The 13,057-nt window shown below is 67.5% G+C and carries 16 protein-coding genes; 6 read left to right on the plus strand and 10 right to left on the minus strand.

The genetic code is table 11. The features are described from left to right. The first annotated feature begins 28 nt into the window (after positions 1-28). Entirely contained in the window at positions 29-616 is a 588-nt protein-coding gene (locus AB0I14_RS30105) for a hypothetical protein (protein WP_358029988.1), read from the plus strand. Positions 617-620: 4 nt separating this feature from the next. Here AB0I14_RS30105 and AB0I14_RS30110 read toward each other — a convergent pair whose 3' ends face one another. From AB0I14_RS30110 to AB0I14_RS30125, 4 genes are all read right to left on the minus strand, one after another. Further along, the gene (locus AB0I14_RS30110) at positions 621-1,580 is read right to left on the minus strand and encodes a 2-oxoglutarate and iron-dependent oxygenase domain-containing protein (RefSeq protein WP_358029990.1); all 960 of its coding nucleotides are present in this window, start codon (positions 1,578-1,580) and stop codon (positions 621-623) included. Then, positions 1,577-2,017 carry a nucleoside deaminase gene (locus AB0I14_RS30115; protein ID WP_358029992.1) on the minus strand — a complete coding sequence of 147 codons (441 nt, stop codon included), beginning with the start codon at positions 2,015-2,017 and terminating at the stop codon, positions 1,577-1,579. The genes AB0I14_RS30110 and AB0I14_RS30115 overlap by 4 nt, the downstream gene beginning before the upstream one ends. Next, positions 2,014-3,411: a cytosine permease gene (locus AB0I14_RS30120; protein WP_358029995.1), complete on the minus strand. Its 1,398-nt coding sequence runs from the start codon at positions 3,409-3,411 to the stop codon at positions 2,014-2,016. The genes AB0I14_RS30115 and AB0I14_RS30120 overlap by 4 nt, the downstream gene beginning before the upstream one ends. 67 nt (positions 3,412-3,478) lie before the next feature. Beyond that, positions 3,479-4,108: a DsbA family protein gene (locus AB0I14_RS30125; RefSeq protein WP_358029998.1), complete on the minus strand. Its 630-nt coding sequence runs from the start codon at positions 4,106-4,108 to the stop codon at positions 3,479-3,481. A gap of 292 nt (positions 4,109-4,400) precedes the next feature. Here AB0I14_RS30125 and AB0I14_RS30130 point away from each other — a divergent pair, with 292 nt between their 5' ends. The 3 genes from AB0I14_RS30130 to AB0I14_RS30140 all read left to right on the plus strand — a co-directional run bounded on the left by AB0I14_RS30130 (position 4,401) and on the right by AB0I14_RS30140 (position 7,860). Next, positions 4,401-4,799: a DUF732 domain-containing protein gene (locus AB0I14_RS30130; protein ID WP_358030001.1), complete on the plus strand. Its 399-nt coding sequence runs from the start codon at positions 4,401-4,403 to the stop codon at positions 4,797-4,799. Positions 4,800-4,837: 38 nt separating this feature from the next. Next, a complete protein-coding gene (pepN, locus tag AB0I14_RS30135; protein ID WP_358030003.1) occupies positions 4,838-7,429 on the plus strand; it encodes an aminopeptidase N in 2,592 nt (863 codons plus the stop codon). A gap of 89 nt (positions 7,430-7,518) precedes the next feature. Further along, a complete protein-coding gene (locus AB0I14_RS30140; protein WP_358030006.1) occupies positions 7,519-7,860 on the plus strand; it encodes an HNH endonuclease signature motif containing protein in 342 nt (113 codons plus the stop codon). A 99-nt stretch (positions 7,861-7,959) separates the two neighbouring features. Here the strand turns inward: AB0I14_RS30140 and AB0I14_RS30145 are convergent, their stop codons facing one another. Genes AB0I14_RS30145 through AB0I14_RS30155 form a run of 3 tightly spaced genes read right to left on the minus strand, consistent with a single transcriptional unit; the run spans position 7,960 to position 9,354 of the window. After that, on the minus strand, positions 7,960-8,430 hold the full coding sequence (locus AB0I14_RS30145; RefSeq protein ID WP_358030009.1) for a DUF5130 domain-containing protein: 471 nt from the start codon (positions 8,428-8,430) through the stop codon (positions 7,960-7,962). Further along, positions 8,417-8,650 (minus strand): hypothetical protein, encoded by a 234-nt coding sequence (locus tag AB0I14_RS30150; RefSeq protein WP_358030012.1) that lies wholly within the window; start codon positions 8,648-8,650, stop codon positions 8,417-8,419. Before AB0I14_RS30150 ends, AB0I14_RS30145 begins: the two co-directional genes overlap by 14 nt. A gap of 59 nt (positions 8,651-8,709) precedes the next feature. After that, entirely contained in the window at positions 8,710-9,354 is a 645-nt protein-coding gene (locus tag AB0I14_RS30155) for an HNH endonuclease (protein ID WP_358030015.1), read from the minus strand. Positions 9,355-9,516: 162 nt separating this feature from the next. Here AB0I14_RS30155 and AB0I14_RS30160 point away from each other — a divergent pair, with 162 nt between their 5' ends. Then, complete coding sequence (locus AB0I14_RS30160) at positions 9,517-9,903, plus strand: globin (RefSeq protein ID WP_358030248.1); 387 nt, start codon at positions 9,517-9,519, stop codon at positions 9,901-9,903. Position 9,904: 1 nt separating this feature from the next. Then, positions 9,905-11,455: a glycoside hydrolase family 13 protein gene (locus AB0I14_RS30165; protein WP_358030018.1), complete on the plus strand. Its 1,551-nt coding sequence runs from the start codon at positions 9,905-9,907 to the stop codon at positions 11,453-11,455. Positions 11,456-11,465: 10 nt separating this feature from the next. Here AB0I14_RS30165 and AB0I14_RS30170 read toward each other — a convergent pair whose 3' ends face one another. Genes AB0I14_RS30170 through AB0I14_RS30180 form a run of 3 tightly spaced genes read right to left on the minus strand, consistent with a single transcriptional unit; the run spans position 11,466 to position 13,035 of the window. Continuing rightward, positions 11,466-11,972 (minus strand): putative immunity protein, encoded by a 507-nt coding sequence (locus AB0I14_RS30170; protein WP_358030251.1) that lies wholly within the window; start codon positions 11,970-11,972, stop codon positions 11,466-11,468. A 44-nt stretch (positions 11,973-12,016) separates the two neighbouring features. Continuing rightward, positions 12,017-12,676 (minus strand): hypothetical protein, encoded by a 660-nt coding sequence (locus AB0I14_RS30175; RefSeq protein ID WP_358030021.1) that lies wholly within the window; start codon positions 12,674-12,676, stop codon positions 12,017-12,019. Next, entirely contained in the window at positions 12,673-13,035 is a 363-nt protein-coding gene (locus AB0I14_RS30180; protein WP_358030253.1) for a thioesterase family protein, read from the minus strand. Before AB0I14_RS30180 ends, AB0I14_RS30175 begins: the two co-directional genes overlap by 4 nt. Positions 13,036-13,057: the final 22 nt, after the last annotated feature.

Consider the following 13,057-nt stretch of genomic DNA (forward strand, 5'->3'; position numbering starts at 1 on the left):
GGCCATAGCGCAGGATGACGGTATGGAGATGAGCGGTTGGCTCCGCCGACGGCGAGACGCGGCACCATCGGCGATCGACGTCGATCAGATCTACCCGTACCTGGTTCCCGAGGACTATCCCGACGCGCTGTCGACCGGTGCGCAGTCTCAGCGCCGGATCGGTCACGGCCTCTCGGTGGCGCTGGTGACACCGACGGGCCCGGCTGATGCGCAGATCCTCGGGGCGGTCGGATCGGCCAACCTGGCCGGCGCCGGGATCGATCTGGCGACTGCATATGGCCACGCCGATCAGGCATTGTCCGCCGCGCTGTCGGCTGGGCAGATCGCGCTGGAGTTCTTCGACCGCGGACCGGCCGGAGCACCCACCGTCGTTGTGAGCGGAAGTTGGCTGGCAGCAACCACACTGGTGGCCCCCGGGCTCTACGAGCGCATGACCCGGTTTCTCGGCGACGACATCCTGGCGGCCGTGCCTCACCGCGAGCTGCTCTTTCTGTTCGGCGCACAGGCCGGCGCGGCGATGACCGAGGTAGTGGCAGCCGAGCACCGCAGCGGCGGCAAACCGTTGACGACGGGATTCTTCACCCTCGATCACGACGGCCCGACCCCCAGGCCGTAGCGAGTCAGCCGATGGTGATGGCGTCGAGGCGTTCCTTGATGAAGGCCGACGACGTCACCGGCTCCAGGCCCGCGACCTTGCCGATGGGCGGCTCCAGCGGTGTGACGAGTGCGTCGTGGTTGGCCTCGTAGAAGTAGATCAGCGAGACCAGGTCTTCCTCGGGGGCGTGCGACTGCGGCGGCAGCACGCGGTGCCGGCCCGACGGCCAGCGCCGACCGCTCCAGTACTCCAGCAGGTCACCGATGTTGACCGTGAGCGATCCCGGCTCCCACGGCGCGTCCTCCCAGCCCTCCTGCTCGGAGTAGACCTGCAGCCCGCCCGCGCCGGGCTCACGGTCCAGGATCGTCACGGTGCCGAAGTCGGTGTGTGGGCCGATGCGGAATTGGCCGGGCTCTGGCTCCCCCACCACACTGACCGGCGGATAGTGGTTGATGTTCATGGTCCACGTCGGCCGGTCGGCCAGGGCCACGAAGGGATTGACCGTCAATCCGAGCGAATGGGCGAACAGTGCCAGCAGGTCGTCCGAGAGCTTGCGCATCGCGGCGGTGTACTCGTCGACCAACGACTGCAGCGCAGGCACTTCGGCCGGCCACACGTTGGGGGCGAACCAGATCCGGTCCACCTCGAGGTCGCCGGTGGCGGTCTCGGCGCCCAGGCTGTAGCTCTCTTTGAGATCCGGCGGGGTCTCGGTGCCCTCGGCGTAGCCGTTGGCCTCGGCTCCCGGCCCGATCCAGCCGTGACCGCCGACCGGTACCGAGTAGCGCTCCTTGACCTCGTCGGGCAGTGCGAAGAACTCCCGGCTGGCCGCACGGACCCGTGCCGCCAATCCGGTGTCGACGCCGTGGCCGGTGACGACGACGAACCCGGCGCGCTGCAGGCCCGCGTCGACTTCGGCGGCGACCGCGTCGGCCTCGGCCCCACCGGCGTACCAGCGAGAGATGTCCACAGTTGCGATGGCGCTCATTCGCCGATGTCCTCCGCCCACAGATCCGGCCGCTCGGCGATGAAGTCCTCCATCATCGCCACGCAGCGTTCATCGTCGAGCAGGGTAACCGCTACTCCGTGCTCGGCCAGCCAGTCGTGACCGCCGGTGAAGGTTCGGCTCTCCCCGATCACCACGGCGCCGATGTTGAACTGACGCACCAGCCCGCTGCAGTACCAGCACGGCGAGAGCGTCGTCACCATGATCGTGGACCGGTAGCCCCGCTGACGCCCGGCGGCCCGGAAGGCGTCGGTCTCGGCGTGGATCGACGGGTCGTCGTTCTGCACCCGCCGGTTGTGCCCGGCGCCCAGCAGGGTGCCGTCCGAACTGAACAGGGCGGCACCGATCGGAATACCGCCTTCTGCCAACCCTTTTCGGGCCTCCGCTACGGCGACGTCGAGCATCTGTTCCGGGGTCACGCCGGCACCTTTCGTTCCGCGGTCAGCTTGGACCGGCACAACGCCAGGTAGCTGCCGCCTGCGATGAGGAACCCGACGAAGAACGTGATGTCGCCCAACTGCGGCACCTCCCGCGCGATATACCCGACGAACTTCGTCTGGTTGCAGAACAACGCCACCGACACCACGAGGCCGACCAGGAACGACGCCAGGCCGGGCCAGTTCGTATAGGACCGGTCGTAGAGGAACTGCGCGACGGGTTGGTCCCCACGCAGGTACTCGTCGGCGAACACCACACCCAGCCACGGCCCGATCCAGTAGGCGATGATCAGCAGGAACGCCTCGTAGCTTGCCGCCGCGTCGGCCAGCGCCCACCAGGCGATGAGGAAGCCGACGATCCCGAAGAACGCGGTCGCCAGGGCCCGGGCGATGTGATGCGGCAGTTTGATCCCGATGGTCACGAAAGCCATTGCGCCTGAATAGATGTTGATCGCATTGGCGGCGATGGCCCCGATCGCGATGGCCAGCAGGGTCAGGCTCGCCAGCCACGGGGCCAACTCCGCGGTGAATGCCGATGTCGGGTTGTCGGACACCGCCGGGCCGATCGTCACCGAGGCCGCGCCTACTGTCTGCAGCAGCATGCATGACACGAACAGCCCTGCGGCCGCGAAGAACCCGGTGCGCGGGCCGGCCGCAGACCGCGGCAGGTACCGGGTGTAGTCCGCCGCGTACGGGGCCCAGCCCGCGACGTAGCCGAACGCGGTACCCACGGTGAGCAGGAAACCGCCCATGCCGCCGACACCGCCACTGACCGCGGGCGCGCCGAGATCGGCCTTGGTCAGGATCACCACCGAGGTGATCGCGAAGATGACTGCGAGCACCGGGAACGCCCAGCGCTCGAAGGCCTGCACCAGGTTGTGCCCGAACACCGCCAGCGCGGTCTGCACCACGACGACGAGTACCAGGGCCAGCACCGGTGCCACACCGAACAGGGTGGACAACGCGAATGCGCCGCTGACGCTGTTGGTGGCGAACCAGCCGATGCCCGCGGTCACCGTCATCAGCAGTGAGGGCACGGCGTTGCCCTTGAACCCGAACGCCAGCCGGCCCAGCACCATCTGCGGCACTCCGTGCAGTGGCCCGCGCTTGGACAGGAAGTAATGCGCGAGCGCGCCGAGACCGGTGCCGACGGCCAGGCCTGCCACCGCCTGCCAGAACGTCATGCCGTAGACCGAGACCGCCAGCACGCCCAGGAAGATGGTGGCGAATTCCAGGTTCGGCGACGTCCAGGTCCAGAACAACTGGCTGGGTTTTCCGTGCCGGTCGGCGTCGGCGATGTGCTCGTTGCCGCCCGGTTCCACGGCGGCGATTCGGTCCCGGTACGAGCCGTCGGTGCTGGGCTCAGCCGCTGTCATCCGTACACCGTGGCGTGAGCCACGATGTTACGCAACCGGAATCGTGATTTTGGCCGGGGTTTACCCGTCAGTCGAACTGCGGAGCCTCGGTACGGGAGCGCTTGAGCTCCCAGAAATGCGGGTACGCCGCGAACGTCACCGACGCGTCCCAGAGCTTGCCGGCCTCTTCGCCGCGCGGGATCCGCGACAGTACCGGGCCGAAGAACGCGACGCCGTTGACGTGGATGGTCGGGGTGCCGACATCGTCACCGACGGCGTCCATGCCCGCGTGATGGCTCTTGCGCAGCGCATCGTCGTACTTGTCCGTGTTGGCCGCCTCGGCCAGGTCGGCGGGCAGGCCGACCTCTTCGAGAGCCTGCTCGATGACGGTGTCGAGGTCCTTGTTGTCCTGGTTGTGGATCCGGAAGCCCATCGCGGTGTAGAGCGGTCCGAGGATCTCCGGGCCCTTGAGCTGCTCGGCGGCGATGGCGACACGGACCGGGCCCCAGGCCTTCTTCATCAGTTCCTGATAGTTCTCGGGCAGGTCGCGGCCCTCGTTGAGCACCGCGAGGCTCATGACGTGGAACTCGACGTCGATATCGCGCACCTGCTCGACTTCGAGAATCCAGCGCGAGGTGATCCAGCACCACGGGCACAGCGGGTCGAACCAGAAGCCGGCGGTGTCCTTTTGATCTTTCGGTTGATCTTTGGGAGCCATCTACGCGTTCCTCTCGATGTGGTTCAAGGCACAGCTTCGTTCAGCACAACTGTGCACCCGTGTCGAGATGTTCCCGATGCGAGTAACTATCCGGGCAGCGATTGCGACAATCAAGGTGGCTGACATGTCGACGGCATGTCGACATGCATGCTGAAGTCACGGCAGCAGCACAGGAAACGCATAGTGCGCGAACCTTTATCGAAACGTGTTGTTCCTGTGACCCTGGTAAACCACTGTTGCCCAAGTGAGCAGAGCGTCGTAAGAGTTCTGCGTGATAGCTGAGGAGCTGAATATGGCCGCTCGCGCCCTTCTGACGACCGTGGGTGTCGTCTCCGTCGCCCTCGCGTTGGCTGTTCCAGCGCAGGCCGACCCGGCCCCGAACGATCCGACCGACAGCTCGTTCCTGAACGCACTGAACAACGCCGGGGTGGGCTACGGCGACCCCAACACCGCCGTCCAGATGGGCCAGGACGTCTGTCCGATGCTGGTCGAGCCTGGTAAGGACTTCGCGTCGGTGGCCTCACAGATGCGCGGGGACGGCGGCATGTCGCCACAGATGGCCTCGTTCTTCACCGGCATCGCCATCCAGATGTACTGCCCGCAGATGATGTCGTCGATCAGCGACGGTTCGATTCTGAACAACCTGGGCGCCCTCGACGGACTGGCCGGGATCGCCGGCTTCCCCCGGTAGCCCGGGTCCAGCCGATGTCCAGCCACTAGGTTGGACGGGTGGCACTTCCCAATCTCACCCGCGATCAGGCCGTAGAGCGCGCAGCTCTGGTGACCGTCGACAACTACAACGTCGTCCTCGACCTCACCGACGGCAACGGCAAACCAGGCGAACGCACCTTCCGGTCCACCACCACCGTGAAGTTCGATGCCCTCGCCGGCGCCGACACCTTCATCGATCTGGCGGCCGATACCGTCCGCAGCGCGACGCTCAACGGCGCCGCGCTGGACGTGTCCGGCTACGACGAATCCACCGGCATCACGCTGTCCGGGCTGGCCGCGCACAACGTCCTGGTGGTCGATGCCGACTGCCTGTACTCCAACACCGGTGAGGGCCTGCACCGGTTCGTCGACCCGGTCGACGACGAGGTCTACCTGTACTCGCAGTTCGAAACCGCCGACGCCAAGCGGATGTTCGCCTGCTTCGACCAGCCCGACCTCAAGGCCACCTTCGACGTCCGGGTCACCGCGCCCTCGCACTGGCAGGTGATCTCCAACGGAGCCACCACCACCGCCGAGCCCAACGGCGCGGGCACGGTGCACACCTTCGCCACCACCCCGAAGATGAGCACCTACCTCGCCGCGCTGATCGCCGGACCGTACGCGGTGTGGCGGGACTCGTACTCCGACTCTCACGGCGAGATCCCGTTGGGTATCTTCTGCCGGGCCTCGCTGTCCGAATTCATGGACGCCGAGCGGCTTTTCACCGAGACCAAACAGGGTTTCGGCTTCTACCACAAGAACTTCGGCACGCCGTACGCCTTCGGCAAGTACGACCAGCTGTTCGTTCCCGAGTTCAACGCGGGCGCCATGGAAAACGCGGGCGCGGTGACGTTCCTGGAGGACTACGTCTTCCGGTCCAAGGTGACCCGGGCCTCCTACGAGCGCCGCGCCGAGACCGTGCTGCACGAGATGGCGCACATGTGGTTCGGCGATCTGGTCACCATGCAGTGGTGGGACGATCTGTGGCTCAACGAGTCCTTCGCGACGTTCGCGTCGGTGCTCTGCCAGGCCGAGGCCACCGAATACACCACGGCGTGGACCACTTTCGCCAACGTGGAGAAGTCCTGGGCTTACCGCCAGGATCAGTTGCCCTCGACCCATCCGGTCGCCGCCGACATCCCGGACCTGGCCGCCGTGGAGGTCAACTTCGACGGCATCACCTACGCCAAGGGCGCCTCGGTGCTCAAGCAACTGGTGGCCTACGTCGGGCTCGAAGAGTTCCTCTCCGGACTGCGGGACTACTTCCGCGACCACGCCTTCGCCAACGCCACGTTCGGCGATCTGCTGGGCGCGTTGGAGAAGTCCTCGGGGCGTGACCTGTCCGGCTGGGGCCAACAATGGCTCAAGACAACGGGTCTGAACACGCTGCGGGCTGATTTCGACGTGGACGATTCGGGCGCATTCACCCGGTTCGCCATCGCGCAGTCAGGGGCGGCACCCGGCGCCGGGGAGACCCGCGTGCACCGGCTGGCCGTCGGCATCTACGACGACGACCCGGCCGGCTCGGGCAAGCTCGTGCGGGTACACCGCGAGGAGCTCGATGTCGAGGGACCGGTCACGGATGTTCCTGCCCTGGTGGGCGTTTCGCGCGGGAAACTGATCCTGGTCAACGATGACGACCTGACCTACTGCTCGCTGCGGCTGGACCCGGCCTCGCTGTCGACCGTGCTGTCGCGGATCGCCGACATCGCCGATCCGCTCCCCCGGACCCTGGCCTGGTCGGCGGCCTGGGAGATGACGCGCGAGGCCGAGATGAAGGCCCGCGACTTCGTCGCCCTGGTGATGAGCGGTATCCACGCCGAATCCGAGGTCGGCGTCGCGCAGCGCCTGCTGATGCAGGCCCAGACCGCACTCGGCTCCTACGCCGATCCCGCGTGGGCCGCCGAAACCGGCTGGCCGGCGTTCGGCGATGCGCTGCTCGATCGGGCGCGGGAGTCCGCCCCCGGTTCTGATCACCAACTCGCCTTCGTGAACGCGCTGTGCACGTCGGCGCTGTCGCCGAACCACGTCGCCGTGCTGTCGACACTGCTCGACAACGAACCGGCCGCGGTGAACATGTCCGGCCTGGTGATCGACACCGACCTGCGCTGGCGGATCGTCACCGCACTGGCCCGCAACGGGCAGATCGACGCCGACGGACCCGAGACGCCGTTCATCGACGCCGAGGCCGAGGCCGACCCGACCGCGGCCGGCAAGCGTCACGCCGCCGCGGCATCGGCGGCCCGCCCGCAGGACGAGGTGAAGTCCGCGGCGTGGGAACAGGTCATCGAGGACGACACCATCGCCAACATCACCACCCGCGCCATCGTCGGTGGTTTCGTGCAGCCCGGCCAGGCCGAGCTGCTGGCGCCGTTCACGACTCGCTACTTCGCCGCGATCTCCGGGGTGTGGGAGCGGCGGTCCAGCGAGGTCGCGCAGACCGTGGTGATCGGGCTGTACCCGTCGTGGGACATCAGCCGTAACGGGCTCGACGCGGCGGACGCCTTCCTGTCCGATCCCGAGGTGCCGCCCGCGCTGCGCCGCCTGGTGATCGAGGGCCGTGCCGGTGTGGAGCGCTCGCTGCGCGCCCGCGCCTTCGACGTCAGCTAAGTCGACACCCCGAGCGACCGTGTCTGTACGGCGACACGCCGTGATCGCTGTACAGACGCGGTCGCTCGCGGGGCAAATACGCTGTGCCCATGGCGGTCAGTCGAACCCGCGCGGCACGGGCTGCCCGCAAGCGCAAGCGCCGAATGGACCTTGTGGTCCACGACCTCACCGATGAGCAGTGGGAAGCCATCAAGGCGGCATGGGGTGGGTGTGCCTACTGCGGAAGCAGCGGCGGCCCGTTTCAGAAGGACTGCGTGATGGCGATCTCGCGCGGCGGGCGCTACACCGTGGACAACGTGGTGCCGGCGTGCGGATCGTGCAATGCCAGCAAGTGCAACTTCGAGGTCAGCACCTGGATGCGGCGCAAGCGGCTCGACGAGCGGACGTTCTTGACGCGCTATGTGGAGATCCGCGCCAGCCTGGCGTCGTGACCTCGCCGGTCAGCGAACGTGCGCGAAACGCCGACCGCGAGCGGCGTGTCGGACAGCAGACACGCACATTCGCGGTGCAAAAGCAGAAGGTGTTGAAAACTAGGCGGGGGCAACGCCGGCCGACAGCACGCGCACGGCGCTGATCAGACCGTCGATCAAGTTGCCTTCCTTGAAGGAGGCGGCAGCCGCCGAGACGCCCAGCGGGGCAGCCTCTTCGATGCCACGGCCCTTGACGTCGGCGCCGTAGACCACCTCGATCGCGTGCTGGTCGGGTGAAACCGCGAGCAGCACCGCGTTGTTGGGGGTCGGCACCTTGGCGAGGATCTCGCGTGCCGCGGCCGCGGTGTCCGCGCCCAGGTCGCCGATGTAGATCGCGAACCGGGCTCCGGCCGCCCGCGAACCGTACTTCAGGGCGTCGTCGAGGACGACGAGATCCATCGTCGGGAACGGGTAGTGCACCGACAGCTCACCGGGCTCGGTGACTCCCGAGATCCGACCGCTGTAGGTCAGGGCGTAGCCGTAGGGCAGGTCCAGGTCCTGCGTGGCAGTCGCCAGTTCACCACTTGCCACTTGCGCCGCCTCCGATCGTCACGCCGTGTGAATCATGCCCGCCGTGCCCGTGATCCTGCGGCTCCTCGGCAGCCCACAGAATGGGCTCGTGGGTCCAGGGCTCGGACATCTTGTAGGTAGCCGGGTGTGGTCCCCGGCGGCCCAAGAAGATCAACGCCAGGACCACGAACAACAACAGCGGAACCCCTCCGAGGAGGGAATGGGTAAGTGCTGTGCTCACGCGCAAACCGTATCAGCCGCAATGCGCCGGCGCGCCGAGTGTGCCCAGCAAGTCGGGCATCAAGCCGCGCCCTCGCCGAGATAGCGCACCCACGCCGGGTCGAGCTCCTTGATCGTCGCCAGCAGCCGCCAGTGCTGCCCCTTCGGCGGCATCGGCACGCACCGCAGTGACCAGCCCAGTTCGGCCAGCAACCGGTCGGCCTTGCGGTGGTTGCACGGCCCGCACGCCGCCACACAGTTCTCCCAGGAATGCTCGCCACCGCGGCTGCGCGGGATCACGTGGTCGACCGTGTCGGCACGCCCGCCGCAGTACGCGCAGCGGAAGCGGTCGCGGTGCATGAGCGCCGCGCGGGTCATCGGGATGCGCGCCCGGTACGGCACCCGCACGAACGCGCGCAGCCGGATCACCGAGGGCACCACGATCGTGCGGGTGGCCGAGTGGATGAGGGGTCCCGACGGGTCGTCATGCACGACGTCGGCTTTGCCACACATCACCATGATCACCGCGCGCCGCAGCGGAAGTGCGGTCAGCGGTTCATAGGTCGAGTTGAGCAGCAGGACGCGGCGGCGCCCCCACAGGGACGCGTCGGGAGCGCTGGTGGGGAGTACCTCGACGCTGTGTAGAGGGCGATTGGGCACATGGGGTCCCGATGGGCCGGGAATGTGGCCGGTCCGTCGTATATGGCCTTTTTTGCTGTGCGCCATGGAGCCTCCGAGGAGACAGTCCACCACGGATCCCCGCAATACGCACGAAAATTCTTCGGGTGTTCGCAGGTCAGTCCAATGAACATGAGGTGACCAGGCCGCCGTGACCGGCCCCGACGCCCGCTCGGGCCACAATGGACCACAATGAGTGACGTGACACAGGTGCAGCGATCTTTCTACGACGAAGTCGGGGGCCACGAGACGTTCGCAGCGATCGTGTCGCGGTTCTACCAACTGGTGCGCGAGGACGAGATCCTGCTCCCGCTGTACCCCGAGGACGACATCGACGGCGCCGAGGAACGGCTGCGGATGTTCCTCGAGCAGTACTGGGGTGGGCCCAGGACCTACTCGGACCAGCGCGGCCATCCGCGGTTGCGGATGCGGCACGCCCCGTTCCGGATCGGGTACCTCGAGCGTGACGCCTGGCTGCGCTGCATGCACACCGCAGTGGCCTCCATCGACTCGGCGACGCTCGACGAGCCGCACCGGCAAGCGCTGCTGGAGTACCTGAACATGGCCGCAGACTCGATGGTGAACTCGGCGTTCTGAGATGCGCCGGTGGTGGGCGGACGCGGTTTTCTACCAGGTCTATCCCCGCTCGTTCCGGGACAGCAACGGCGACGGGGTCGGTGACCTCGACGGGGTGGGCGCCGGGCTGGAGTATCTGGCGGCGCTCGGCGTCAACGCCCTGTGGCTCAATCCGGTCATGGTCTCGCCGATGGCCGACCACGGTTACGACGTCGCCGACCCGCGTGACGTCGACCCGCTGTTCGGCGGTCTCGATGCGTTGGACCGCCTGCTCGATGCCGCCCACGCCCGCGGCATCCGCCTCACCATGGACCTGGTGCCCAACCACACCAGTTCGGCGCACCCGTGGTTCGTCGAAGCCCTGGCCGATCCGCGGCTACGCGACCGATACATCTTCCGCGACGGCCGTGGCCCGCACGGTGACACGCCGCCCAACAACTGGGTGTCGGTGTTCGGCGGTCCGGCATGGACCCGCGTCGCCGAGCCCGACGGCACGCCCGGCCAGTGGTATCTGCACCTGTTCGACCCCGCCCAGCCCGATCTGAACTGGAACCACCCCGAGGTGTTCGAGGATCTCGAGAAGACCTTGCGGTTCTGGCTCGATCGCGGGGTCGACGGCTTCCGCATCGACGTCGCGCACGGCATGGCCAAGCCACCCGAGCTGCCCGACATGGCGGTCACCAACACCGCGCTGCTGCGCAACAGCGACGACGACCCGCGGTTCGACAACGACAGCGTGCACGACATCCACCGCTTCATCCGCACCGTGTTCGACGACTATCCCGACGCGGTGGCCGTCGGCGAGGTATGGGTGCACGGCAATGAACGCTTCGCGAAATACCTGCGCCCCGACGAGCTGCACCTCGGCTTCAATTTCCGTCTGGTGCAAGCTGATTTCGACGCCGGCGAGGTCCACGATGCGATCGACAACGCGATGGCCGCTGCCGGCCTGGCCGGGGCCACTCCGACCTGGACGCTGTCCAACCACGACGTGGAACGCGAGGTCACCCGGTACGGCGGTGGCGCCCGGGGACTGGCTCGAGCACGGGCGATGGCCCTGGTGATGCTGGCGCTACCGGGAGCGGTATTCGTCTACAACGGTGAGGAACTCGGGCTGCCCAACGTCGATCTGCCCGACGACGTGCTCCAGGATCCCGTGTGGGAGCGCTCGGGTCACACCGAACGCGGGCGCGACGGTTGCCGGGTTCCGGTGCCGTGGTCGGGTGACAACCCGCCGTTCGGGTTCTCCTCCAGTGCCGACACCTGGCTGCCGATGCCGGCCGAGTGGGCATCGTTGACGGTGCAGCGCCAGCTCGGCGATCAGGAATCGACCCTGGAATTCTATCGGCGGGCCATCCAATTACGCTCCAGCCGTGAGGAATTCGCCGGTGGCGGGATGGAGTGGCTGGACGCCTCGGCCGGACATCTGGCGTTCCGCCGTGCCGGTGGCCTGGTGTGTGTCCTCAACACCGGCAGCGAGCCCGTGCCGTTGCCGCCCGGCGAGGTACTGCTGAGCAGCGGCCAATCGGCCGATGGTCGTCTCGGCCCCGATACCGCCGCCTGGCTGGTCTAGTGGTGAGGCGTCAACGCGACGCCCGCAGGGAATCGTCCAAGGTCGTCATCAGCTGGGCCACCCGACCGTTGCCGGCCGGCGCAGGCGGGTAGCGGCGGAGAACGTCGATCAAGACCGGGGTGGCGCGTTGCCTGGCCCGCTGCAGCATCATGTCGCCGGCCGCGGGATCACCGCCGCCGGTGATCTCGCAGATGCGGGCCGCACTCGCCGCGGCACGCAGGATGTGGCCGACCTGATGAGCTTTCGAGATCGGATGCAGGTAGGCCGCCGAGGCGGCATCACCGGCCGCCTGCGCGGCCAGGCGCGCGGCCTCGGTGCCGGCTTCCTTTGCGGCCCGGTGCGCGTCCAGCGAGGCGATTCGCTGCAGCTTGGATCTTGGTGCGCCGTGCACGAACTGCCACGCGGCAGCGACCGCGGTTCGCGGCCGAGGATCATCGGGACGGGCGTCCTCGAACACGGCAAGAACGTCCTCCGCCGCCTCCACCACATAGCGGGCAACAACTCGCAATTCGTCCATGCTCAAGTCGAAGTCGCCCGAAGTCACGCCTTCACGCCCGATGGTCAGCCCAGGATCAGGGCGGCACGGTCGCGGCGGCGGAACACCGACCCGAACCGGGCGTCGATGCGCAGCCACGACGGGTGTGCGCGGACCCGGACGATCTCCTCTTCACTCACCTCGTTGCCGGTCTGCGGCAGAAAACCCATGGCGGTCAACGCGAAAACACATCGCATGGGCACTCCGACAGCCACGTCGCCCGCGCTGACCGCGATGACCTCCTGGTCCAGCAGTGACGCCGGCGGGCCGTGGGCACTGCCGTGTTCACGGGCCAGTGCGCCGCCCTGCTGAGCCAGGTCGAGCATCACCCGCGCGGGGACGTCGTCGAGGTGAACGAATCCGTCCTCGGGTGGCAGACCACCGCGCCAGGCCGAGTCCATCGGGAAGCCCGGGTCGACGTATCCGTCTCCCGCAGTGGACAACCCGGCCACCAGGGCGTCGGCTCCGGCGGACAGATCCGATGGGCGCACCTGACCGGTCACCACCCGGCTGGCCAACACCTCCAGCCCGGTCGCCACCCAGGCCACGGCCGCGCCGGTACCGGTCCGCTCCCGCAGGCGCACCACCGCGGCATCGTCCAACCGCAGCGCACGGTCGAGGAACGTCGCGAGATCCTCACGGTCCCGCGGGTCATCGATCCACAGACCGCGCTCGGGGGCGGTCATCGCAGGTGGCTCTCCAGATAGCCGCGCTGCTCGGCCGTCAGACGTTCCAGACGTTGCTCACCGATGTGCACCGCGGCCAGCTGGGTCTCGCCGATCACCGACGGCTTGGAATCAGGAGCGGCGTGCAGCGAGCGCACCTCGTATCCGATGGTGAAGTCGACGGCCCGCACCCGCTTGGACCACATGGTCACCTGCAGCGGTGAGTCCACGAGCCGCAGCTGCCCCTTGTAGGCGATGTTGACCTCGGCGATCAGCAGGCCGATCGTTTCGATTGTGGCGCCGAACGGCTCACGCAGAAACGGTATCCGGGCCTCTTCGAGAAGAGTCACCATCGTGGCGTGATTGATGTGCTGGTACATGTCGATGTCCGACCAGCGCACA

Source organism: Mycobacterium sp. NPDC050441, assembly GCF_040655355.1.
Lineage (GTDB): Bacteria > Actinomycetota > Actinomycetes > Mycobacteriales > Mycobacteriaceae > Mycobacterium.